The following is a 22,956-nucleotide window of genomic DNA, read 5'->3' on the forward strand; positions in this document are numbered from 1 at the left end:
GGGGCTCGCCCCGTGGGGGGGGGGGCCCCCCCCCCCCCCCCCGCCCCACCCCGCCCGTGGGCGGGGGGGGGGGCCCCCCCCCCCCCCCCCCCCTTCCCCGCGTCCCCGACCTCGGCCGGACCCGGCGGACCGGCCCGGCTCCGGACCGGTCCGCCGGTGCGGCCTCAGCCCTTGGGGGCCTCGAACTTCTGCGTGCGCTGCATGCCCGCGGCACGGCCCTTGGCCGAGATCACCAGGGCCATCTTGCGCGACGCCTCGTCGATCATCTCGTCACCGAGCATCGCGGCGCCCTTCATCCCGCCCTCGGCCGAGGTGCACCAGTCGTACGCGTCGAGGATCATCTCGGCGTGGTCGTAGTCGGCCTGGGTCGGCGAGTACAGCTCGTTCGCGGCGTCGATCTGGCCGGGGTGCAGCACCCACTTGCCGTCGAAGCCCAGCGCGGCCGAGCGGCCGGCCACCCGACGGAACCCGTCCACCTCCTTGATCTGGAGGTACGGGCCGTCGATCGCCTGGAGGTCGTTGGCCCGCGCGGCCATCAGGATGCGCATCAGGATGTAGTGGTACGCGTCGCCGGTGTCGTAGCCGGGCGGCTGCTCGCCGACCACGAGGGACTTCATGTTGATCGACGCCATGAAGTCGGCCGGGCCGAAGATGATCGTCTCCACGCGCGGCGACGCGGCGGCGATCTCGTCCACGTTCACCAGGCCGCGGGCGTTCTCGATCTGCGCCTCGATGCCGATCCGGCCGACCTCCAGGCCGACCGTCTTCTCGATCTGGGTGAGCAGCAGGTCCAACGCCTTGACCTGGCCTGCGTCCTGGACCTTCGGCAGCATGATGGCGTCGAGGTTGGCCCCCGCGCCCTCCACGACGGTGACCACGTCGCGGTAGGTCCAGTGCGTGGTCCAGTCGTTGACCCGCACGACGCGGATGCGATTGCCCCAGTCGCCGTTGTTCAGCGCGTCGACGATGGTGTGTCGCGCGCCCTCCTTCGCGAGTGGGGCGCAGGCGTCCTCGAGGTCGAGGAACACCTGGTCGACCGGGAGCCCCTGCGCCTTCTCGATGAAGCGCGGGTTGCTGCCGGGCACAGCCATACAGGAACGGCGGGAACGCAAGCTACGCGATGTGGCGGCCATGTGTCTGGTCCTCCCAGTGCTGCGGATCGTGCGGTCAGGTTACCGACGGGTCACCCCACCCGGGCTATGAGGTGGCGCACGTTCCGCGACCGCGCGTTGTGGGACGCTGTGGCCCATGACGGACACCGACCCACTCCCGGGAGCGAACACGCCGCGCGGGCAGGGCGCGTCGCCCGACGAAGCGGCGCGGCTCGAAGAGGGTGCACGGCTCGAAGAAGGCGCGCTGCTCGAAGAAGGCGCGAAGAAGTCCGGCCTGCTCTGGCTCACCGTGGGCACCACCCCGCCCCGCCCGGTCTGGCACGTGTGGCTGGACGGTTCGTCGTGGCTGGTGAACGCCCGCGAGGACGGCGCCGTCGAGCAGTTCGTACCCGGCCTGGCCGAGGCCGACCGGGCGCTCGTGGACATGCGCAGCAAGGACAAGGGCGGCCGGCTGCCCGGGTGGACCGCCGAGGTCGCCGTGGTCACACCGGACGACCCGGCGTACGAGCCGGCCGTGCTGGCCCTGCACGCGGCCCGGTTGAACGCGCCGGACGGCGAGGAGCAGCCGGCCCGCTGGGCGCGCGAGTGCGACCTGATCCGGCTCACCCCGACCGGCTCGGCGCGCTCCGTGCCCCGGGACGCGGGCCGCACGGTGCCGATCGGTTCGCCCGCGGTGACCCGCGGAGCCTCGCCGTTCAATCTGTCCATCGGCCGGCTGCGCCGCCGCGGCGGCTGAGCCCGGGAGGCCGCGAGCCGGCGACCACCCGGCCGAAATCCGGCCGGAGCCCTCAGGAGAACAGCAGCGGGTCGCTCCTGAGCCCGGTGGGCACCGGCGGCTTGCTCACCCGGCCGATGTCCGGGCGGCGCGTGGTGGAGGTGGAGGGCGTGCCGTTCGGAGGACGCGTCGAGGTGCCGCCGGGGCCGGACGAGGAACCGTTGCCGCCGGTCGGGCGGCCCTGGGTGGGCAGGCCCTTGTCCACCACCTCCTTGGGATCCGGCGCGTGCACGATGACCCGCTCGCCGTAGCCGAGGAAATCGAACGCGCCGGCCTGCTTGGCGTCCGGGGCCGACTCCATCCGCAACAGGTACGGGGCGCCCTCGACGGCCACCCAGATGGTGCCGCCGGTGCCCGGCGTCCGGTTCTCCAGCGCGATCGCCTTGTGCCCGTTGACCTGCTTGACCGGGCCCTTCTCCAGCTTGCCCGGCTTGCCCATCAGCTTGTTGGTCAGCCGCTCGACGTAGGTGTTCTCCACGAGGCCGTCGTATTTCTTGTCCCCGGAGGTGGGGACCTGTACGTACTTGTCGTGGTTGGCCACCTCGGTGGTGGTGCCCTCGACCTTGGACCAGAACTTCGCGTCGCCTCGGAACCAGACCTGGTTCTGCACCCGGGTGACGTAGGCGGTCGTGGTGTCCTCGACGATCTGGCCCTCGCTGCCGGTGCTGGTGAAGCGCATGTCCACGCTGAACGGCTTGGCCGGCTTGCCGGCCGCGCCCGGGACCGTCAACTCCCCCTTGACGTGCACCGACTTCGCCCCCGCCGTCGCGGCCTGGGCGCGCTGCAGGATCGCCGCCGGATCCAGGTTGTCCACCTGGTTGCCGAGCGGCGCACCCGCCGTCGGTTCGTCCACCGGTGCCTGCCACGAGCGGTGTGCGGGTCGTCCCGCACTACACCCGGCGGCCAGCACCGTGACCGATACAGCCGTAGCCACCACGAAGCCGCGCCGCACGTGATCCACCGTTGGGTTCCCTCGTCGTTCGATGTCTCGTTGGTTCGCTGACCCGAGTCGACGCCCGGGCGCGTCGACGTCCTGCCGGAAACGGTATCCCGGAGCCGGAATCGCCCGCCTCAGTCGGTGCCCGGCACCAACCCGTCGGGGTTGCCCGAGGGTTTGTCCGACGGCCTGCCGGAGGGTTTGTCGGACGGCTTGTCCGACGGCTTGACCGGGGGCTTGTCCGACGGCTCCTTGCCGTCGGTCAGCGTGCCGTAGTCGACCGTATCCTCGGCCTTGGGCAACACGAGCGGGAAGTCCTGGTCGAATTCGAAGAGTTCGAGCGCTCCCCCGCCGGGCGACGGAATGTACTTGAGCGGGAACGGCACTCCGTGCAGGGCCACCCGCAGTTCGCCGCCGCGACCTCGGTCCGCGACGAGCTTGAGCGACTCGGCTCCGCGCACCTTCTCCCGACCGTCCTTCTTGAGCTTGCCGTTGAGCCGGATCAGGTCGGTCATCATGTCCTGCATCCGGGTGAACCCGGACAGTCGGGCATAACTGGGATCGGCGGGCGGAACCTTGACGAACTTGTCCCGCAGCGCCTGGGCCGACTGTTCCACATCGGCCCCGCCGCGACCGTCCCGCCCCTGATAGAGCCGGGCGTCGCCGCGCACGAACAGGTCCTCGTTGATCCGCAGCAATTCGATGGTGCTGTCCGCGGTGACCACGGTGCCCACCCCGCCCTCGCGCTTGAGCCGCAGGTCGATCCGGAACTCTTGGCTCTGGATCTTCCACACGCCCTGCACGTGGACGGCGCCGGCCCGCGCGGCAGCCGCCTTGGACTTGCCGGCGATGGAGTCCGCGGACTCCGTACCGAGCCCGGTCTCCTCCTTCGAACACGCCGTGCCGGTGAGGACACAGGCGGCCAGGAGGGCGATCGTGGTCTTCGTCTGAGGCAAGCGCACGGGCGGCACTGTACTGAGCCGGGCACCGGGTGTCGTGATCATGCCCACCTTCACCGGTAGCCTGGGCCGTCCGGGGCACCCGCGGAGTGACCGCGCGGATCGGCCAACGCGGACGTACACATCGGCGACGGAGGGACCACGGCATGGGTGCGTCATCCGGGCGAGTGTTCATCTCGCACCTGGCCGGCGTGGCCGTGTTCGACCCCAACGGCGACCACGTCGGCCGGCTGCGCGACGTGGTGGTGATGCTGCGTACCGCCCAGCTCCCCCCGCGCGTGCTCGGCCTGGTGGTCGAGGTGGCCACCCGCCGGCGGATCTTCGTACCGATGACCCGGGTGACCAGTGTGGAGACCGGCGAGGTGATCACCACCGGGCTGGTCAACATGCGCCGCTTCGAGCAGCGGCCGAGCGAGACGCTGGTGCTCGCCGAGATGCTGGACCGCCGGGTGACCCTCGCCGAGAACGACGAGGCGGTGACCGTCCTGGACGTCGCGATGGCGCTCGGGCGCGGTCGCGACTGGTTGATCTCCAAGCTGTTCGTGCAAAAGGGCGGCACCTCCGGGCTGCGCCGGCGGCGCGGCGAGACGATCACCGTCGACTGGAACGCGGTGGTCGGCTTCGAGCGTCCGGAGGATCAGCAGGGCGCGGCCAACCTGCTCGCCACCTTCGAGCAGCTGCGACCCGCCGACCTGGCGAACGTGCTGCACAACCTGTCCGCCAAGCGCCGCGCCGAGGTGGCCGCGGCGCTGGACGACGACCGCCTCGCGGACGTGCTGGAGGAACTGCCCGAGGACGACCAGGTCGAGATCCTGGGCCAGCTCCAGGAGGAACGCGCGGCCGACGTGCTGGAGGCGATGGACCCGGACGACGCGGCCGACCTGATCTCCGAGCTGCCCGAGGACACCGCGGAACGCCTGCTCGGCCTGATGGAGCCCGAGGAGGCGGAGGACGTACGCCGCCTGCTGACCTACGTCGAGGACACCGCCGGCGGCATGATGACCACCGAGCCGATCGTCCTGGAACCGGGCGCCACGATCGCCGAGGCGCTCGCGCACGTGCGCAACTCCGACCTGTCGCCGGCCCTGGCGAGCCAGGTCTACGTCTGCCGGCCGCCGACCGAGACGCCGACCGGCAAGTATCTGGGCACGGTGCACTTCCAGCGGCTGCTGCGCGATCCGCCGTTCACCCTGGTCGGCGCGGTCCTGGACACCGACCTGATGCCGCTGCGGCCGGACACCCCGCTCGCCGAGGTGACCAGCTTCCTGGCCGCGTACAACATGGTCGCCGCGCCCGTGGTGGACGAGGACGACCACCTGCTCGGCGCGGTCACCGTCGACGACGTGCTCGACCACCTGCTGCCCGAGGACTGGCGCGAGGGTGCCATACACGGAGACGGGGGTGTCCGCCGTGGCACGTGAGAGCACGAGCACCGACAAGCGCCGCCGCCCGCGCCTGGATCAACCGCGCGACCCGCGGCGGCGTCCGCTGCTGCCCGCGTACGACCCGGAGGCGTTCGGCCGGTTCTCCGAGCGGATCGCCCGGTTCCTGGGCACCGGTCGGTTCCTGGTCTACATGACCGCCACGGTGATCGTGTGGATCGCCTGGAACATCTTCGTGCCGCCGGCGCTGCGCTTCGACGAGTACCCGTTCATCTTCCTCACCCTGGCGCTGTCCCTCCAGGCGTCCTACGCGGCGCCGCTGATCCTGCTCGCACAGAACCGACAGGACGACCGGGACCGGGTCAACCTGGAGCAGGACCGGGCCCGCAACGAGCGCAACATCGCGGACACCGAATACCTGACCCGCGAGGTCGCGGCGCTGCGGATCGCCCTCGGCGAGGTCGCCACCCGCGACTTCCTGCGCTCGGAACTCCAGTCCATGCTCAAGGAGTTGGACGAGCGTCGGGAGACCGACGGGTGGCTGATGGGCCGCAACGTGACCGACGCGCACCTGACCCGGCAGCAGCCCCCGCCGGACCCCGAGCACTCCTGAGCCGAGGACCGGGTCCGCCGGCGCCGCCGGATCCGGGGTGTCGTCCGGCCTCGGCATCTTTTTATACAAGTGTATCAGTCATTTGTATAAGACAATTGTCTAGCACGGGGTTACGATCACTTCATGGGACATCGCGAAGACCTGCTGGCCGGAGCCAAACGTTGTCTGTACGAGAAGGGCTACATGCGCACCACCGCGCGCGACATCGTCGCCGCGTCGGGAACCAACCTCGGATCGATCGGCTACCACTACGGGTCCAAGGACGCGCTGATGCAGCAGGCGCTGCTGGAGTCGATCGAGGGGTGGGGCGCGGAACTGGCCGACGCGCTGGCCGACGCCGTGGGCAGCCAGACCGCGCCGCTGGAGCGCTTCGAGGCGATCTGGACGCGCGTGATCGACCTGATGGAGGCGCACCGGATGATGTGGGCGGCCAATTTCGAGATCCTGGCCCATCTCGACGAGCTGCCGGAGATCCACAAGGTGCTCGCCGCGGCGCAGAACGACGGCCGCTCCGGGCTGGCCTCGATCTTCCTGGGCGTACCCGAGGAGGGCAACGAGCACCTCACCGGCACGGTCGGGGCGCTGTGTCAGGCGCTCCTGGTGGGCGTGGTCAGTCAGTGGATGTTCGCCCCGGAGAACGCCCCCACCGGCCGGGATCTCGCCGAGGGCATGCGCGTGCTCATGACCGCGAACCCGACCGGCTGAACCGGCCGCCGGACAGCACCAGGTGGGCCAGGACACCCGCGATCAGTCCCCAGAACGCGGACCCGATCCCGCCGATGGTGACCCCGGACGCGGTGGCCAGGAAGGTGATCAGCGCCGCCTCGCGGTGCTCGTCGTCGGCCATCGCGCCGGTGAGGCCGCTCGCCAGCGCGCCGAACAGCGCCACGCCCGCCACCGCGGCGACCAGTTCCTTGGGCAGGCCCGCGAACAGGGCCACCAGGGTCGACCCGAACATGCCCACGACCAGGTAGAAGACGCCGCACGAGACCCCCGCGACGTAGCGCCTGCGGGGGTCGTGGTGCGCCTCGGGGCCGGTACAGATCGCGGCGGTGATCGCGGCCAGGTTGATCGCGTGCGACCCGAACGGGGCGAGCAGCGTGGACACCGCCCCGGTCGAGCCGATCAGCACCCGGTCGTTCGGCGCATAGCCGGACGCGGCCAACACCCCCATCCCGGGCGCGTTCTGCGACGCGAGGGTGGCCACCAGGAGCGGCACCGCGATCCCGATCAGGGCCGGCACCGACAGGTGCGGCGTGGTCCACTCCGGACGCGCGATCTCGAACGTGTCGATGTGCACGTGCAGCCGCGAGGTCGCCGCCGCGCAGGCCACCCCGACCACCAACGCGACCAGTACCGCGTAGCGCGCGAGGAACCGCTTCCCGACCAGGTAGGCGAGCAGCACGCCGCCGCCGATCCAGGGCGCGGTCCGGACCGACGTGAACACCCCGGTACCGAACGAGAACAGGATCCCGGCCAGCATCGCGGACACCACCGCGGCCGGCACCCGCCGCATCAACCGGCCGAACACGCCGGTCACCCCGATCACCGTGATCAGCACACCGGTGACCACGAACGCGCCGATCGCCTCGGGATACGAGTACGAGCCCAGGCTGGTCACCAGCAGTGCGGCGCCCGGGGTGGACCACGCGGTGACGATCGGCATCCGGGTGTACAGGCTCAGGCCCAGGCAGGTCAGCCCGCTGCCGATGGACAGCGCCCAGACCCACGAGCCGGTCTGCTCGGCGGTCAGCCCGCCGGCGGACGCCGCGGTCAGCACGATCACCAGCGGCCCCGAGTAGGAGACCAGCACCGCGATCAGACCGGCGAGCACGGCCGAGAAGGACGCGTCCCGCCACAGGTTCGGCGCGGTCGCGGACGCCGCCGGCTCGGTGTTCGTCGTGGTCCCCGTACTCACCCGGCGCCTCGCCTCGTGCTCAATCGTGGTCGTAGACGGTGACCTGGACACCGCACGCGCTCAACCGTTCGAGGACGAGCGGCTCCACCCTGCCCCAGTTGCCCCCCGCCAGACCACAGCCAATTCGCGGCATGTGGACCGATGCCCCGAGTTCGAGCGCCCGGCGGCCGAGTTCGGTCAGCGCCCGATCGATCGCGTCGTAGCGCACCGGCGGTCCCTTGCTGCCGGTGCGCATGCCGTGTTGGCCGATCATGTTGGCCACCCACAGGTAGGTGTCCACCCGGACCAGGCGCACCGCGCCGAGCCCGAAATCGTTGTGCGCCCGCTCGCGATGCCATCGCCGGTAGTCCCGCTCCGGCTCGGGCCATCGCCCGGACAGCGCGAGCACGAAGCCCTTGCCCCACCCGCCCTGGTCGTTGCAGACGTGCGCGATCACCTTGACGCCCTTGCCCAGCGGCGTGGTGGCGTCTCCTCGGACATACGCGACGGTCGCCATGCGCGGCACGCTAACCGCCTGCACCGACGCCGTGACACCGGTTTCACGGCCGGCCGAACAGGCGCGCCGCGTTGTCGTGGCAGACCGCCCGCAGCCAGTCGTCGCCCAGGTCGAGCCGGGTCAGCGCGTCGAGCGCGTGCGCGTAGCCGTAGGGGATGTTCGGGAAGTCGCTGCCCCACAGGATCCGGTCCGCCGCGTCCCGCAGTCGAACCCGATCGGCGGGCGGGAACGGGGTGAACTCCTCGACGAAGTCGGTGAAGGCCATCGTGGTGTCCAAGTGCACGCCCTCGTGGCGGTCCGCGAGATCCAGGAACTCGCCGTACTCCGGCATCCCCATGTGCGCGACGATCAGCCGCAGCCGCGGGTGTCGGGCCAGTACCCGCGAGACGGGCCCGGGCCCGGTGTGCGCGCCCGGCACCGGCCCCGACCCGCAGTGCGCGACCACCGGCACCCCCGCGTCCGCGAGCGTGCCCCACACGTCCGCCAGGAGCGGATCGGTCGGGTCGTACCCACCGACCTGGACGTGCGCCTTGAACACGACCGCCCCCGACTCGATCGCCTCGCGCACGTACTTCCCCGCGCCCGGTTCGGCGAAGAAGGTCGCCGTGTGCAGGCAGTCCGGGGTGCGCGCGGCGAACTCGCGCGCCCACGCGTTCAGCCACGCGGCCATCCCGGGCTTGTGCGGATACAGCATCGAGGTGAACGCCGACACGCCGAATGCGCGCAGCCTGGCGACCCGTTCGTCCTCGTCGAGCCGATAGGTGATCGGCCAGGGCCGACCGATCAGCGGGCCGGCCGCGTCGAAGTAGGCCCACACCTTGTCCAGCACCTGCTTGGGCATGAAGTGCGTGTGCACGTCGATCAACGACGCCAGGCCCAGCTCCCGGCGGAACCGGGCCACTCGCGTCTCCTCGGCCACCGTCGTCACGCGGCCACCACCCCATCCGGCTCGGAGGTCGATGCTCTCGAAGTCTTTTGCCGAGGGCGTCGTAAGCTCACGGTATGGCTTCTGCAACCCTGCCCTCGGCGGACGACGTCCAGGATGCGCTGGCGACCGTCCAGGACCCCGAGATCCACCGGCCCATCACCGAATTGGGCATGGTCAAATCCGTCGAGATCCACGCCGACGGGCGGGTCGAGGTCGGGGTGTTCCTGACCGTCAGCGGCTGCCCGATGCGCGAGACGATCATCAGCCGGGTCGAGACGGCGGTCGGCGCCCTGCCCGGCGTGACCGCGGTCCGGGTCGAGCTCGACGTGATGAGCGACGCACAACGCAAGGAACTCGCGAGCAACCTGCGCGGCGGCCAGGCCGAGCGCGAGGTGCCGTTCGCCCGGCCCGGCTCGCTCACCCGCGTGTACGCCGTGGCATCCGGCAAGGGCGGCGTCGGCAAGTCGTCGGTGACCGTGAACCTGGCCGCCTCGATGGTCGCCCAGGGCCTCAAGGTCGGCATCGTGGACGCGGACATCTACGGCCACTCGGTACCGCGCATGCTCGGCGTGGAGGGCAAGCCCACCCAGGTCGAGAACATGATCATGCCGCCGTCGGCACAGGGCGTGAAGGTGATCTCGATCGGCATGTTCACCCCGGGCAACACCCCGGTGGTGTGGCGCGGCCCGATGTTGCACCGCGCACTCCAGCAGTTCCTCGCCGACGTCTACTGGGGCGACCTGGACGTGCTGTTGCTCGACCTCCCGCCGGGCACCGGCGACATCGCCATCTCGGTCGCGCAGTTGGTCCCCAACGCGGAGATCCTGGTGGTGACCACGCCGCAGCAGGCCGCCGCCGAGGTCGCCGAGCGGGCGGGCACCATCGCCGTGGAAACGCGCCAGACCATCGCCGGCGTGATCGAGAACATGGCCGGGCTGCCCTGCCCGCACTGCGGCGAGATGGTCGACGTGTTCGGCTCCGGTGGTGGTCAGCGGGTCGCCGACGGCCTGTCCGCGGCCACCGGCACCAAGGTCCCGCTGCTCGGTTCGATCCCGATCGACACCCGGCTGCGCGAGGGCGGCGACACCGGCAAGCCGGTCGTGCTGGACGCCCCGGAATCGCTCGCCGCCATCGCGCTGAGCGCGATCGCCGCCAGGCTCGGCGGACGCGAGCGCGGGCTCTCCGGCCTCCAACTCGGCCTGACCCCGCTGCGCAACTTCTAGGCCGGTCCGGGTCGGTCCGGTCGGTTCGGGCCGCCCGGGCACGGGCACCCCGCCGGTGCGCGGAGCGCGCCCGGCCATGCCGGCTCCACCGCGATGATCCCGAGGGCACGCGCGCCCGCTCCACCGGTCGCGCCCGTGCCCCCGGGGTCATCGCCGCACAGTCACGAATCCGGCGTCGCGTACGTGCGCAGGTCCACCGCGCGGGACAGGCCCAGGCCGTACGCACTCGCGCCGCGGCCGTACACCCCCAGGTACACGCCCGCGCTCTCGCCCGCGAGCACCCAGCCGTAGGCCGACTCCCGATAGCGGAACCGCGCGGGCACCCCGTCCACCGGGATGGCCAGGTCCGTCCATCCGGGGCCGGTCAGGTTGTCGGACAGATCCCACGCGATGTTGGTCTGCTGATCCAGCCACTCCGCCCGGGTCGCCCGGTCCAGCTGCCACGGCCAACTGTCCGCGAGCAAGGCCACCCCTGCGAGTGACGCCGCACTCGCCCGGGAGGTGGCCTCCATCTGTCCGGTACCGTCCCCGGCCGGCCGCTTGGGTCGCCGCGGAACGGTCACCACGGACACGAACCGGCGTGGCGTGGGATCACCGGGGCGCCGGCTGGGCAGGTCGCCGTGGCCGAGGGTGCCGTACTCGATCGCGCGCCGGCCCCTGCACACCGACGCCAACCAACGACGCCCGTTCCAGCCCTCGTCCAGGCCGTACCAGGGGAAGTCCGCGCCCAGGTATTCCGCCAACAGGTCGGGCTTGCCGGCCTCGTCGGCGGGCAACGCCTCGCCCGCGTGGCTGATTGTGTCCATACTCCGCCTCAGGTCCTCTCGCGCGGCGCGGCGGCGCCGCCGGCTGCCTCGGTCACGCCATGTCCGGAGCCCACCTCCCCCGGCGACTCCCGGTGGACCGACCGTCCGATACATGTATCCGCCGAGTCACCGACCACACACCGCCCGTGTACTCCGGCTCCATACTGCCCGAATGCGCACGCGGCCCCGCACCGTGCGCGGCGGGCGGCGGGTGGGAATCGGCGGCGGCCCGGAGCGGTCCTCGAACCCGCGTCGGAAAGGACCCCGGACGCGGGAAGCGTCGACGTCAGGTCGCGTCGGCGTCGTACGGCGGGCGTTCGCCGGGCTCGACCCGGGAAGCGGCGGTCTTCTTCTGCAAGGACGGCGGGCTGTACGAGGTGTCCGGCAGGTCCGGGTCGTAGGGGCTGCCACCGGCCAGCCCCTTGATCTCCTCGAAGTCCTTGCCGAGCGAGTCGCGCAGTTCCCGGATGCCCAGGTCGTCGTCGCCGTCACCCATCAGGTTCTTGCGCACGAACGTCTTGGGGTTGAGGTCCTCCAGGTGCATGTCCTGGAACTCCGGGCCCAGTTCCTTCTTCAGATCCGCACGGGCCCCGGAGGAGAACTCGCGAAACTTGCGAATGGTGCGGGCCACGTCGCCGATCATCTTCGGCAGCTTCTCCGGGCCGAAGATCACGATCGCGAGGATGACGAGCGCGACCATCTCGGGTGCACCGACGTCGAACACCTGGACTCCACGAGATTGCGCCGAAGGGGTTCGATCGGGCGACCGAACCCCCTCAGAGTAGTCGTCGACGCCCGGAGCGGAAGGCCGCGGCCGGCATCGAACGTTCCGTTTGGTGCCTATCGTCGGAAGATGTGACCGTCCGGACATGTGTACGTCATGTCCGGGTCATCCGGCTTCGAGGGTCATGTCGACCGTGCGCTCGGTCCCGTCCCGTTCGATGGTCAGCTTGACCACCGCGCCGGGGGCCTTGGCCCGGATCGCCACGATCAACTCGTTGGCGTCGTGCACCTTGCGGCCGTCGATCGCCTTGATCACATCGCCCGGCTTGAGGCCGGCCCGGTCGGCCGGTCCCCCGGCCCGGACCGGCGGCGTCCCCTTGACGTCGGTCGGCGAGATCCGCGCGCCGTCGCCCTGGTAGGCCACGTCCAACGAAACGCCGATCACCGGGTGCGACGCCTTGCCGGTGTCGATCAACTGCTGCGCGACGCGGCGCGCCTGGTTGATCGGGATGGCGAAGCCGAGACCGATGCTGCCCGCCTCCTGCTGCGCTCCGAACGGATTGCCCTGCCCGCCGCCGGCCGAGCGGATCGCCGAGTTGATCCCGATCACCGAGCCCGCCGCATCGATCAACGGACCACCGGAGTTGCCCGGGTTGATCGGCGCGTCGGTCTGCAACGCGCTGATGTAGGACACGTCGCTGCCCGAGCTGCCCGCACTCACGGCGCGGTCCTTGGCGCTGATGATGCCGGAGGTGACGGTGCCCTCCAGGTTGAACGGCGCACCGATGGCGATCACCGGATCGCCGACCTGGACACTGTCGGAGTTGCCCAGCGGCAGCGGGTGCAGCCCCTGCACGCCCGCGACCCGGATGACCGCGAGGTCGTAACCGGTGTCCCGGCCGACCAGGGTCGCCGAGGTCTGCTGGCCGTCGTTGAAGGTGACCGTGATCGTGCCGCCGGAGGAGGCCGCCTCGACCACGTGGTTGTTGGTCAGGATGTCGCCGGCGGTGTCCAGGACGAAGCCGGTGCCGGTGGCCTCGCCGCGGCCGGTCTTGGTGTGGATGTACACGACGCCGGGCAGCGTGCTGCCCGCGAGCCCGGCGATGGTGTCCTTGCCCCGAGCCGGACCGCTGGGCGGCGGGTCGCCGAGCCGGACCTTGGTGTCCTGCCGATCGGCGACCCAGGCTCCGATGCCGCCGCCGATCAGTCCGGCCACCAACGCGATGGCCGCGGCCCAGACCACCAACCGGCGCCCGTAGCGCCTGCCGAGGTCCTCCGTCGGCCCGCCGGCGCCGGTCATGTCCCCCGGCACCGGATAGCCGTACGGCACGGCCTGATAGGGCGTGTAGGCCGCCTGCGGGGCATACGAGGGGTACGGCCCGTACGGCCCGTAGCCGGGCTGTCCCGCGCCGGGGTGGGTGCCGTAGGGGCCGGCCTGTCCGGGCCACGGCTGCGGCCGGGTCGGCGCGGCGGGCGGGGGCGGCTGCGGAGGTGGCGCGAAGGGGTCGTACGCCGGATCGTCCGCGCTCGGCAGCTCGGCGGTCCCGTGCACCACCGGCACCTCGGCGGTGACCGCTTCGCGCACATCCGGAACCGGGGGCCCGAATGCGGCCGGCTCGGTGGCCGGATCGGCGGCGTGCTCGGGCGGCACGGGCTCGGCGGCGTGCCCGAACCGGGTCGCGCCGTCGCGGGCGCCGGCCTCCTCGGCCGCCGCGTCCTGCTCCGCCGCCGCGTCCTGCACCGGGCGGTCGGGCTCGGCCAACGACGGCCGGGCCGGGAACGCGTCGGGTTCGGCGTCGGGGCCGGGCTCGGCCGGGTGTTCCGGCGGGGTCTCGGTCGATGCTCCGGCCGGTGTCTCCGGCCCGGCATCGGCAGCCGGTGCCGGCTCGGCCGATTCGGCGGATCGACCCGGCTCGGGCTCGTCCTCCCGCCGGGCACCCGCCGCCGAGGGCGGTGCTCCGGGCGGGAAGGCCGCCGGCTCCGCGTCGTGATCGGGTCCCGGCCCGGCCGGCGCGTCGTCGCCTCGCGGCGGCTCCGCTCCCCCGCGGCCGTATGCGTCGCTCATCGTGTGCCTTCCTACCGCTCCCGGTGTGCCGAGCACCTGCTGCTTCCCCGACACGGCCACAGTCTTGCGCGTGCCGATCGGTGCCGTCCCGGCGGCAGTGGATACCCGCCCCACCACGCCGCACGCGCGGTCGGCCGAAAGTGCCCCACCCGGTCGGCCCGCACACCCGGGCCGACCGCGACGAACCGTTTCCGCCGATTCCCGCGACGGCCGACACCGGGCGGCGCGAGCAGACCGGCGAAGCCGGAGCCGGCCCGGTACCGGACACGGCCCGGTACCGAACTCGGCCTAGTGCCGGACACCCTCCGGCTGGACCGCCACCGTCAGCGGTGTCCCGGCCAGCACCTGCGCGGGGCGTCGGGGCGCCGAGCCCGCCGGCAGTGCGGTCGTGGTGGCGGCCTGCTCCACGAGATAGCGCTCCACGGCCGGCGCCGCGGGACGTCCCTCGGTGCCGCCGCTGGTCCCGCCCGGCACGAACGCGCTGCTCAGCGCGACGGCCATCATCGAGAACGCGCCCGCGGCGGCGAACGTCAGCCGACGTCGGCTCACCGGCGGGCGCACCCGCTCGGGCATGTTGCCGGGCCGACCGGCCCGCGGACCGGTCGAGCGCGAGCGCCCGCGTGCCGAGGCCGCCGATCGCCCGGCGGTCGGGAAGGTGAAACGGTCCCCCGACGCGGGCGGCGGAGGCGGCTCCTGGGCGGGTTCGCCGAGAGCCGACAGCCGTGCCATCAGGTCGTCCGACGGACCGGGCTGCCGCACCTTGCCGAGCAGTTGTTTCACCTGGCGCTGCTCCTCGGCCTCCACGCGACAGTCCGCGCATTCGGCGAGGTGCGCCAGCACCTTCTCCCGGGCCTCATGGCCCAGCTCACCGTCCACATAGGCGGCGAGTTTGTCGTCGAGGTGGCTCATGTCCCCACCTCGCATGCCCCACGTCGGGTCGCGGCGCGCCCCACCCGTGTGGCACTCACTACCCCCCTGCCCAAGCGGTCGCCGGGCTCACTGGTCACGGTCCCTCATCTCCGCACCGTGGTCCGGACCTCCGCAGCCGTCTCCTGGCCTGCCTTGTTCCGGGGAGCACGATGCCGCAGCGCCGCACGGAGCTGGGACCGGCCGCGGTGAATGCGGCTGCGCACGGTCCCGAGTTTCACTCCGAGCGTGGTGGCGATCTCCTCGTACGACAGGCCCTCGATGTCACACAGCACGACCGCGGCGCGGAACTCCGGGGCGAGGGCATCCAGCGCCTGCTGGACGTCCGCGTCCAGGTGGGCGTCGTCGTATGCCTGCGCGGGTGAGAGCTCACGACCGGCGAGGCGTTCGCCCGCGTCGTCGCCCAGACCCTCGAAGCGGATGCGCTGACGGCGCCGAACCATGTCGAGGAAAAGGTTCGTGGTGATGCGGTGCAGCCAACCCTCGAACGTGCCGGGCGTGTAGCTCGACAACGATCGGAACACTCGGACGAACACCTCTTGGGTGATGTCGTCCGCATCGTGCGGGTTGCCGCTGAGGCGGTAGGCGAGCCGATAGACCCGAGCGGAGTGGGTGCGGACGATGTCCTCCCACGACGGCGGGACCCATTCGGCCTGGGCTGGGCTGCTGATTGCGTTTGCGGCTTCGGCCACGTGATCCGGCATCGGCGACGCGTCGCGGGTACAGGATTGTTCCCCGCGGTGGTCGACCACTGCCACACCTCCTCTTCCGAGTAGCGCAACCACCATAGGCGCCCTGCCTGTTAAGCCCGGATAAGGGCGCCGAGCCCGGATCCGACCCACCTGCGGTGCCGCGAGACCACGAGCCTCGTGTTCACCTGTCTTCCGAGGGGGCCAACGAACCGCGCCCGGACGGGGTTCCCCGATTCCGGCCCGGTCGCCGGACGCCGGTCGCCGACGGCGCTCGGGCGCACTCGTGCGGCGCTCCCCGGCCGGGCGGATGACCCCTCGGTAATACGCTTGCGCTCAGGTGGCCGACCCGTCGAGACGCGTACGGGCGGCCGGGACAGAGGAGGAAGCCATTTCCGGCAATCGCCAGGCGAGCTGGGCGTTCGCGGAAGAGTACGTCGGCGAGGACGCCGTCCTCGCGGGCGCCCGCGCCCGCGCCCGGGAAGTCGGCGTGGTCCCGATAGGTCCGGGCGGCGGCGCCGCGCTGCGCTTCCTCGCGGCCGCGGTGGAGGCCAAGGCGGTCGCCGAGATCGGAACCGGGACCGGGGTCTCCGGCCTCTACCTGCTGCGCGGCATGCGCTCCGACGGCGTGCTCACCACGGTCGACGCCGACCCGGAGAACCAGCGGCTCGCGAAGGAGACCTTCACCGAGGCGGGCTTCCCCAGCGGTCGCGCCCGCTTCATCCCGGGTCGCGCCCTGGAGGTGCTGCCCCGGCTCGCCGACGGCGGCTACGACCTGGTGTTCTGCGACGGCGACAAACTGGAGTACCTGGACTACCTGGCCGAGGCGCTGCGCCTGCTGCGGCCCGGCGGCGTGGTGTGCTTCGACAACGCGTTCCTGCACGACCGGGTGGCCGATCCGGCGCACCGCGACGCGGAGACCGCGGCCGTGCGCGACGTGCTGCGGGTGATCCGCGAGCACGAGTCGCTCGTGCCGGCCCTGCTCCCGGTCGGCGACGGCCTGCTGTGCGCGGCCCGCCGGGGCTGATCGGCGCGGTTCGCGTGCCGGTCGCCGGGAGTCGCCCGGACATGCCGACGGCCCCGATCCGGACATGAGTATCCATGTCCGGATCGGGGCCGTCGCATCACGACTTTCGTCGAGGGCGTCGCCCCTGGGGGTCAGCCCACGGCGTTCTTCAGCGCCTCGCTCAGGGCGCCGGCCTCATCGGCCGACAGCTCGACTACGAGCCGTCCACCGCCCTCAAGCGGAACGCGCATGACGATGCCCCGCCCTTCCTTGGTCACCTCGAGCGGGCCGTCGCCCGTCCGCGGCTTCATGGCCGCCATGCTCGTTCCCCTTCCTGCATATCGACGCACCGGTGCTCAAACCGGCCACCGGTCTTCGAGAGCATTGATCAGGGACCATTATCCCGCATCGAACGGTGGGGTGAGCAACATCGGGTCCCGTCGGCCTCTCGAACCTCGTCCGTACGACGACGGAATGAGACGGTCCGTCCCGGCTCGGTCCCGACTCGGGAATGAGCTGACGGTCCGTCAGGGCCGGGCGGGGGCACGGCCTGGCGGTCCGGCATGCTGTGCACATCCCACCTGCGGTGATGTACGTGATGCGGAGGCAGGCCATGGCCGACAAGACCGACAATGTGCGCTACGAAGTCGTCGACGGAGTCGCGACCGTCACGCTGAACCGTCCCGACGCGATGAACTCGCTGGACGAGCCGACCAAGATCGCGTTGCGCGACACGGTGCTCCGCGCGGCCGAGGACGCCGACGTGCGGGCCGTCCTGCTGACCGGCAGCGGTCGGGCATTTTGTGCCGGTCAGGATCTCAAGGCGCACATCCGACAGCTGGAGACGGGCCCCGAGGCCACCTTCGCGACCGTGCGTGAGCACTACAACCCGCTGGTGACCGCGCTCGCCACGATGGCCAAGCCGGTGATCGCCGCGGTCAACGGGGTCGCGGCGGGGGCCGGCGCGGCGATCGCGTGGGCCTGCGACTTCCGGATCATGGCGGACACGGCCGGCTTCAACACCGCGTTCGCGGGTGTCGCGCTGACCGCCGACTCCGGCGCGTCCTGGACGCTGCCGCGCCTGGTCGGTCAGGCCCGGGCGATCGACCTGCTGATGTTGCCGCGCACGGTCAAGGCGGCCGAGGCGCTCGAACTGGGCCTGGCCAACCAGGTGGTACCGGCCGATCGGGTCCTGGACACGGCCCGCGAACTGGCCCGCCGGCTGGCCGAGGGGCCGACCGTGGCGCTGGCCGCGCTCAAGGAGTCGGTGGCCTACGGCGCGTCCCACTCGCTGATCGACACCCTGGCCAAGGAGGAGGAGCTGCAACTGCGCGCGGGCGGCTCCGAGGATCACCGGATCGCGGTCGCGGCGTTCGTCGCCAAGGAGAAGCCGGCCTTCGTCGGCCGCTGAGCCCGGGCCCGGTCCGGCGGGTCTCGGTGGCCCCGCCGAGACCCGCCGGACGGGTCCCCGGGGGCGCCGGCGCGCGAGGTTCCTCGCGCCGGCGGTGCCCGATGCTCAGCGGGACACGCAGCCCTTCAGATGGTCGTTGACCAACCCGCAGGCCTGCATCAGCGCATAGGCCGTGGTCGGGCCGACGAACCGGAATCCCTTGCGCTTGAGTTCCTTGGCCAGCGCGGTGGACTCCTCGGTGACCGCCGGTACGTCCGACAGGGCCGCGGGAGCCTTCCGGCGTCCGGAAGGTGCGAAGGACCACACGAGCGCGTCCAGACCGCCCTGGAGGGCCTGCGCCGCGTGTGCGTTGGCTATCGCGGCGTCGATCTTGGCCCGATTGCGGATGATGCCCTCGTCGGCGAGCAGCCGCGCCCGGTCCGCGTCGTCGAATCGCGCCACCCGGGCAATCGAGAAGTCCGCGAAGGCGGCCCGGAAGCCGGCCCGTCGGCGCAGGATGGTCAGCCAGGACAATCCGGACTGGAACGCCTCCAGGCACAGCCGTTCGTACAGCGCGTCCTCGCCGTGCACGGGGAGGCCCCACTCGGTGTCGTGGTAGGTCCGGTAGTCCTCCGGGCCGGTCGCGCCCCACGGGCAGCGCAGCAGTCCGTCCGGTCCCGCGACCGGACCACCTACGACGGTCACGGCTTCGGGTCGCCCTTCGGCTCGGCGGTCGGCGTGGCGACGTCGGTGGGGGCGTCGGCGTCGGCCGGGGCGGCCGGGGCGTCGGCATCGGCCGAGGCGGTCTCGTCGGTGGAGGTCCCCGCGTCGGTCGCGGCATCCGCCGGCTCGGCGTTCTGCTCGGCGGTCGACTCGGCGGTCGGCTCACCCGTCGCCGGCTCACCGGTCCGCTCGGCGACGGCCTGGGCAGCCGTCCCGCCCGCGACCGACTCACGCGTGTCGTCCGCGCCCTCGTCCGCACCCGCGGCCACGCTCACGGGCCGTGTGGCGGCCTGGACAGCCGTCCCGCCCGTGATCGACTCACGCGTGTCGTCCGCACCCTCGTCCGCACCCGCGGTCACGCTCACGGGCCGTGGCGCGTCCCGGTCGGGCTCGGTCGACTCGGCCGGGCCCGGCTTCTCCAGGGACAGTGTGGTGCCGCCCGCGGCGCGCGGCGGCGGGGCGAGCCGGCCGGCGCCGAGCGCGCTCGCCCCGACGGTGGCGGCGCCCGGGACGGACACGGTGATGCCGGCCGGGGTGGTGCCGCTGATCTTGTATTCGAGTTCCAGGATGCGCGCGTCGCGCGCCGCGAGTTCGCCGGTGAGGCGGTCCAGGACCACGTCGACCTCGCTCATCCGGTAGCCGCGGAAGACCACCGGGAACCGGATGTCGTCGACATCCGCGCTCGTGAGCGGGCGGTCGCCGGGCATCCGCAGCTCGGGCTGTTCGCGGTGGGCGTCGGGAAGGGAGCCACCCGCCCCGAGCACGACCGCGGCGATCACGAGGATCACCCCGGTCACCACGACAAGCTGGATCCAGAACACGGACGGCTCCCCTTCGACGGTGGTGCAGGTGCTGGGACGGGTGTCCGCTCCGGCGGCTTCGGGAAGCCCCCGGGTCGTCGCACGGGACGATCGTGCCACGATCAGGGGGTCAGGTGGCACGTGCAGGGTGTGGTTAGCGGAGGTCGACGGGGTGACGACGCTGAGGCTGGGGCGACGGGAGTTCGATGGCGACGAGTTGGTGATCATGGCGATCATCAACCGCACACCGGACTCGTTTTTCGACAAGGGCGCGACCTTCGACGATCGACCGGCCCTGGACGCGGTCGAACGCGCGGTGGCCGAGGGCGCGGGGATCGTGGACATCGGGGGTGTCAAGGCCGGGCCGGGGGCCGAGGTGGACGTGGCGGAGGAGATCCGCCGCACGGCGTCCTTCGTGGCCGAGGTCCGCCGCCGCCACCCCGACGTGGTGATCAGCGTCGACACCTGGCGGCACGAGGTGGCCGAGGCGGTCTGCGAGGCGGGCGCGGACCTGATGAACGACGCATGGGGCGGCGTGGACCCCAAGCTCGCCGAGGTGGCCGCCAAGTACGACGTGGGCATCGTGTGCACCCACGCCGGTCGCGCGCAGCCGCGTACCCGGCCGCACCGGATCGGCTACGTGGACGTGATGGCCGACATCCTGGACGTCACGGTCGGCCTGGCCGAGCGGGCCGCCCGGTTGGGGGTGCGCCGGGACGCGATCCTGATCGACCCCGGGCACGACTTCGGCAAGAACACCCGGCACTCGCTGGAGGCGACCCGCCGACTCGGCGAGATGGTCGACACCGGCTGGCCGGTCCTGGTGTCGTTGTCCAACAAGGACTTCGTCGGCGAGACGCTGGACAAGCCGGTGAACGAGCGCCTGCTCGGCACCCTCGCCACCACGGCGGTCAGCGCGTGGCTGGGTGCCCGGGTGTACCGCGCGCACCAGGTCGAGGAGACCCGGCAGGTGCTGGACATGGTGTCCTCGATCCACGGCACCCGGCAGCCCGCGGTGGCCCGGCGCGCCCTGGCCTGACCGACCCGCGGGGCCGCCGCCGCGCGGTCCCGCGGGGAACGCGCTTCGGCGCCCGCGCCCACCGGGGAGGTGGGCGCGGGCGCCGGGGCGTGCACGCCGACCGCAGCCGGCGAATCAGCGGATCAGCAGCGCTTCCAGGGGCCCTGGATCGCGTACATCGTGCCCGGGGTCTGCATGTTCGCGAACAGCGTGCGGCCGTCCTCGGAGAAGACCGGGCCGGTCATCTCGCTGCCACCGGGCACGTCGTTGCGGGCGATCGGGTAGGTCTTGCCGTCCTCGGTCGCGCCGAGCAGGTGCTGCACACCCTCGCCGTCCTCGGCGATGATCACGCCGCCGTGCGGCGAGACGCTGATGTTGTCCGGGCCGTCGTACGGGCCGTCCACGTCCGGCGTGGTGTTGACGCCGAAGCGCAGCTTCAGGGTCAGCCGGCCCCGACGCGGGTCGTAGAACCAGACCTGGCCGTCGTGCGGCGTACCCGGGCTCTCCTTGCGGGCGAAGCTGGTGACGACGTACGCGCCGCCGTCGCCCCACCAGATGCCCTCGATCTTGCGACCGCGGGTGATGTCGGTGTTCTGGAACTGCTTGCGGATGGACACCGTGCGCGCGTCGCGCTCCTGCACCGTCACCCAGTTCACCGCGTAGGTGGTGCCGATCTCGGTCGCCCGGGAGAGGTCGTCCACGTGCTTGCCGCTCGCGTCCACGCAGCGCATCGCCGCGAGGGTGCCCGCGTCGTCGGCGAGCTTGCGCAGCCGACCCCGGCCGCCGTCCCAGTGGCGCGGGGGCTCCCAGCGGTAGAACAGCCCGTTCGGGTTGCTCGCGTCCTCGGTCAGGTACATGTGGCCGCGGCGCGGGTCGACCGCGACGGCCTCGTGGGCGAACCGGCCGAGCGCCTTGATCGGCTTGGGGTCGCGGTTGGCGCGGCGGTCGTAGGGGTCGACCTCGAACACGTAGCCGTGGTCCTTGGTCGCGCTGCCCTGACCGGCCAGCTGCTCGGTCTCCTCACAGGTCAGCCAGGTGTCCCACGGGGTCACCCCGCCCGCGCAGTTGGTCGCGGTGCCGGCCACGCCGACGTACTCGCGGATGCGCCTGCCGTAACGGTTCACCTCGACCACGGTGCAGCCGCCGGCCAGACCCTCGTCGTAGACCAGGCCGGACAGGTGCGGAACCGGGAGCGGGGTGTCCTTGAGCGAACCGCCGAGCTCGTGGTTGTTGACCAGCACCGTGCCGCCGCCGCGCAGCTTGAAGGCGCCGGTGCCGTCGTGGTTGCTCGGGGTGACCTCGCCCGACTCGAGCTTGGTGACACCGGCCTCGGTGACTATCTGGTACGAGAAACCCTTGGGCAGCGCCAGGCGCCCGGCCGGGTCGTCGATCAGCGCACCGTAACCCGGCTGGGCCGGCGGCCGGCCGTGCCCGTTGTGCCGGGACGAGGCGGAGGCGTTCGGGGCCAGCAGCATGCCGGTGCTGCCGATGAGGGCGACACCGGCACCGGTGGTGGCGGTGCGACCGAGGAAGCCCCTGCGGGACAGCGACATCTGGTTTCTCCAGTGACAGGCAGGAAATATCGGGACGCCCCTACGCTTTCGCCCGCCGGTGTCCACCGAGTGAACGCGGCGGGGCGCCCGAATGCCCGTCAGGTGGCAATTGCTCCGCCACCGGCGCGGCGTTCCGCCGCGGCCTTGTCCGCACGGGACTCGGCCTCGATCTTCGAGACCTCCAGGTCGGCGTCGCGAATGATCCGCACCGCCTCGTCCACGTCGTCGGTGATCCGGATCAGGTCCAGGTCGGCCGGTGACGCCTTGCCCTGGGCGATCACCACGTCGCGGACCCAGTCGATCAGGCCGGTCCAGTAGTCGTGGCCGATCAGCACCACCGGGAAGTGGGTGACCTTGCCGGTCTGGACCAGGGTCAGCGCCTCGAACAACTCGTCCAGCGTGCCGATCCCGCCGGGCAGCACGATGAAGCCCTGCGCGTACTTGACGAACATCGTCTTGCGGGCGAAGAAGTACCGGAAGGTGATGCCCCGGTCCACGTACGGGTTGAGCCCGGACTCGAAGGGGAGCTTGATGCCCACGCCCACGGACTGCCCGCCCGCGTCCCGGGCGCCCTTGTTGGCCGCCTCCATCGCGCCGGGACCGCCGCCGGTGATCACCGCGTAGCCGGCCTCGGCCAGCGCCCGGCCGACCCGCTCGCCGATCCGGTACTCGGCCGACCCCGGCTTGGTCCGGGCGGATCCGAACACGCTCACCGCCCGGCCGAGGTCGGCGAGCATGCCGAACCCGTCCACGAACTCGGTCTGGATCCGCAGCACGCGCCACGCCTCGGTACCGAGGTGCCCCATGCCGGGATGCTGTTCCTCGACCTCACTGGGCGAGGCGAACTCGGGTGGCTCCTCCGGAGCGAATCGCGCATCCATCCGGCCACCCTGTCACGCCGCGGCAATGGTTG

24 protein-coding genes are annotated in these 22,956 nt (G+C 71.9%); 8 read left to right on the top strand and 16 right to left on the bottom strand.

The genetic code is table 11. From position 1 onward, the window contains the following. Nucleotides 1-164 precede the first annotated feature (164 nt). Entirely contained in the window at nt 165-1,133 is a 969-nt protein-coding gene (locus tag ACIBM5_RS35820; RefSeq protein ID WP_391586794.1) for an HpcH/HpaI aldolase/citrate lyase family protein, read from the bottom strand. Nucleotides 1,134-1,248: 115 nt separating this feature from the next. Here ACIBM5_RS35820 and ACIBM5_RS35825 point away from each other — a divergent pair, with 115 nt between their 5' ends. Further along, the gene (locus tag ACIBM5_RS35825; RefSeq protein WP_396010883.1) at nt 1,249-1,848 is read left to right on the top strand and encodes a hypothetical protein; all 600 of its coding nucleotides are present in this window, start codon (nt 1,249-1,251) and stop codon (nt 1,846-1,848) included. Between the two features lie 52 nt (nt 1,849-1,900). Here the strand turns inward: ACIBM5_RS35825 and ACIBM5_RS35830 are convergent, their stop codons facing one another. Next, entirely contained in the window at nt 1,901-2,848 is a 948-nt protein-coding gene (locus tag ACIBM5_RS35830) for a hypothetical protein (protein WP_396010884.1), read from the bottom strand. A gap of 110 nt (nt 2,849-2,958) precedes the next feature. Then, nucleotides 2,959-3,786 carry a hypothetical protein gene (locus ACIBM5_RS35835; RefSeq protein WP_396010885.1) on the bottom strand — a complete coding sequence of 276 codons (828 nt, stop codon included), beginning with the start codon at nt 3,784-3,786 and terminating at the stop codon, nt 2,959-2,961. 143 nt (nt 3,787-3,929) lie between these two features. Between ACIBM5_RS35835 and ACIBM5_RS35840 the strand changes: the two genes are divergently transcribed. The 3 genes from ACIBM5_RS35840 (at nt 3,930) to ACIBM5_RS35850 (ending at nt 6,483) form a co-directional block, all read left to right on the top strand. Beyond that, nucleotides 3,930-5,204, top strand: coding sequence for a magnesium transporter MgtE N-terminal domain-containing protein (locus ACIBM5_RS35840; RefSeq protein ID WP_391586790.1), 1,275 nt, complete (start codon nt 3,930-3,932; stop codon nt 5,202-5,204). Further along, complete coding sequence (locus ACIBM5_RS35845) at nt 5,194-5,778, top strand: DUF1003 domain-containing protein (protein WP_396010886.1); 585 nt, start codon at nt 5,194-5,196, stop codon at nt 5,776-5,778. Before ACIBM5_RS35840 ends, ACIBM5_RS35845 begins: the two co-directional genes overlap by 11 nt. A gap of 123 nt (nt 5,779-5,901) precedes the next feature. Beyond that, on the top strand, nt 5,902-6,483 hold the full coding sequence (locus ACIBM5_RS35850; protein ID WP_396010887.1) for a TetR/AcrR family transcriptional regulator: 582 nt from the start codon (nt 5,902-5,904) through the stop codon (nt 6,481-6,483). Here ACIBM5_RS35850 and ACIBM5_RS35855 read toward each other — a convergent pair. Genes ACIBM5_RS35855 through ACIBM5_RS35865 form a run of 3 tightly spaced genes read right to left on the bottom strand, consistent with a single transcriptional unit; the run spans nt 6,458 to nt 9,120 of the window. Then, a complete protein-coding gene (locus ACIBM5_RS35855; protein WP_396010888.1) occupies nt 6,458-7,696 on the bottom strand; it encodes a benzoate/H(+) symporter BenE family transporter in 1,239 nt (412 codons plus the stop codon). The two genes, ACIBM5_RS35850 and ACIBM5_RS35855, sit on opposite strands and share 26 nt — an antisense overlap. 19 nt (nt 7,697-7,715) lie before the next feature. Further along, complete coding sequence (locus ACIBM5_RS35860; RefSeq protein ID WP_396010890.1) at nt 7,716-8,192, bottom strand: macro domain-containing protein; 477 nt, start codon at nt 8,190-8,192, stop codon at nt 7,716-7,718. Nucleotides 8,193-8,235: 43 nt separating this feature from the next. Then, complete coding sequence (locus ACIBM5_RS35865; RefSeq protein WP_396010891.1) at nt 8,236-9,120, bottom strand: amidohydrolase family protein; 885 nt, start codon at nt 9,118-9,120, stop codon at nt 8,236-8,238. Between the two features lie 74 nt (nt 9,121-9,194). On the opposite strand from ACIBM5_RS35865, the gene ACIBM5_RS35870 reads away from it, so the two are divergent. Next, nucleotides 9,195-10,343, top strand: a complete 1,149-nt coding sequence (locus tag ACIBM5_RS35870) for an Mrp/NBP35 family ATP-binding protein (protein ID WP_396010893.1) — start codon at nt 9,195-9,197, stop codon at nt 10,341-10,343. A 161-nt stretch (nt 10,344-10,504) separates the two neighbouring features. Here ACIBM5_RS35870 and ACIBM5_RS35875 read toward each other — a convergent pair whose 3' ends face one another. The 5 genes from ACIBM5_RS35875 to sigE form a co-directional block, all read right to left on the bottom strand. After that, the gene (locus tag ACIBM5_RS35875) at nt 10,505-11,149 is read right to left on the bottom strand and encodes a hypothetical protein (protein WP_396010895.1); all 645 of its coding nucleotides are present in this window, start codon (nt 11,147-11,149) and stop codon (nt 10,505-10,507) included. Between the two features lie 286 nt (nt 11,150-11,435). Further along, nucleotides 11,436-11,873, bottom strand: a complete 438-nt coding sequence (locus tag ACIBM5_RS35880) for a sec-independent translocase (RefSeq protein ID WP_396010896.1) — start codon at nt 11,871-11,873, stop codon at nt 11,436-11,438. Between the two features lie 165 nt (nt 11,874-12,038). Further along, complete coding sequence (locus ACIBM5_RS35885) at nt 12,039-13,937, bottom strand: trypsin-like peptidase domain-containing protein (RefSeq protein ID WP_396010897.1); 1,899 nt, start codon at nt 13,935-13,937, stop codon at nt 12,039-12,041. Between the two features lie 288 nt (nt 13,938-14,225). After that, nucleotides 14,226-14,846 (bottom strand): anti-sigma factor family protein, encoded by a 621-nt coding sequence (locus tag ACIBM5_RS35890; protein ID WP_396010898.1) that lies wholly within the window; start codon nt 14,844-14,846, stop codon nt 14,226-14,228. A 104-nt stretch (nt 14,847-14,950) separates the two neighbouring features. Then, nucleotides 14,951-15,568: an RNA polymerase sigma factor SigE gene (gene sigE, locus ACIBM5_RS35895; RefSeq protein ID WP_052174094.1), complete on the bottom strand. Its 618-nt coding sequence runs from the start codon at nt 15,566-15,568 to the stop codon at nt 14,951-14,953. A gap of 325 nt (nt 15,569-15,893) precedes the next feature. Here sigE and ACIBM5_RS35900 point away from each other — a divergent pair, with 325 nt between their 5' ends. Beyond that, nucleotides 15,894-16,580 (top strand): O-methyltransferase, encoded by a 687-nt coding sequence (locus ACIBM5_RS35900; protein WP_391586779.1) that lies wholly within the window; start codon nt 15,894-15,896, stop codon nt 16,578-16,580. A gap of 131 nt (nt 16,581-16,711) precedes the next feature. Here ACIBM5_RS35900 and ACIBM5_RS35905 read toward each other — a convergent pair whose 3' ends face one another. Beyond that, complete coding sequence (locus ACIBM5_RS35905; protein WP_078976897.1) at nt 16,712-16,879, bottom strand: DUF3117 domain-containing protein; 168 nt, start codon at nt 16,877-16,879, stop codon at nt 16,712-16,714. A 293-nt stretch (nt 16,880-17,172) separates the two neighbouring features. Between ACIBM5_RS35905 and ACIBM5_RS35910 the strand changes: the two genes are divergently transcribed. Beyond that, a complete protein-coding gene (locus ACIBM5_RS35910; protein ID WP_396010899.1) occupies nt 17,173-17,970 on the top strand; it encodes an enoyl-CoA hydratase/isomerase family protein in 798 nt (265 codons plus the stop codon). Between the two features lie 105 nt (nt 17,971-18,075). On the opposite strand, the gene ACIBM5_RS35915 is transcribed toward ACIBM5_RS35910, so the two are convergent. Beyond that, entirely contained in the window at nt 18,076-18,654 is a 579-nt protein-coding gene (locus ACIBM5_RS35915; protein WP_396010900.1) for a DNA-3-methyladenine glycosylase I, read from the bottom strand. Beyond that, a complete protein-coding gene (locus tag ACIBM5_RS35920; protein ID WP_396010901.1) occupies nt 18,651-19,493 on the bottom strand; it encodes a DivIVA domain-containing protein in 843 nt (280 codons plus the stop codon). Before ACIBM5_RS35920 ends, ACIBM5_RS35915 begins: the two co-directional genes overlap by 4 nt. A gap of 205 nt (nt 19,494-19,698) precedes the next feature. On the opposite strand from ACIBM5_RS35920, the gene folP reads away from it, so the two are divergent. Then, nucleotides 19,699-20,511, top strand: coding sequence for a dihydropteroate synthase (gene folP, locus ACIBM5_RS35925; RefSeq protein WP_396011003.1), 813 nt, complete (start codon nt 19,699-19,701; stop codon nt 20,509-20,511). 122 nt (nt 20,512-20,633) lie between these two features. Here folP and ACIBM5_RS35930 read toward each other — a convergent pair whose 3' ends face one another. Both ACIBM5_RS35930 and ACIBM5_RS35935 read right to left on the bottom strand, forming a co-directional pair. Continuing rightward, complete coding sequence (locus ACIBM5_RS35930; protein ID WP_396010902.1) at nt 20,634-22,043, bottom strand: alkaline phosphatase PhoX; 1,410 nt, start codon at nt 22,041-22,043, stop codon at nt 20,634-20,636. Between the two features lie 98 nt (nt 22,044-22,141). Further along, on the bottom strand, nt 22,142-22,924 hold the full coding sequence (locus tag ACIBM5_RS35935) for a TIGR00730 family Rossman fold protein (RefSeq protein WP_396010904.1): 783 nt from the start codon (nt 22,922-22,924) through the stop codon (nt 22,142-22,144). Nucleotides 22,925-22,956 lie beyond the last annotated feature (32 nt).

The sequence above is a fragment of the Embleya sp. NPDC050493 genome (assembly GCF_044458105.1).
Lineage (GTDB): Bacteria > Actinomycetota > Actinomycetes > Streptomycetales > Streptomycetaceae > Embleya.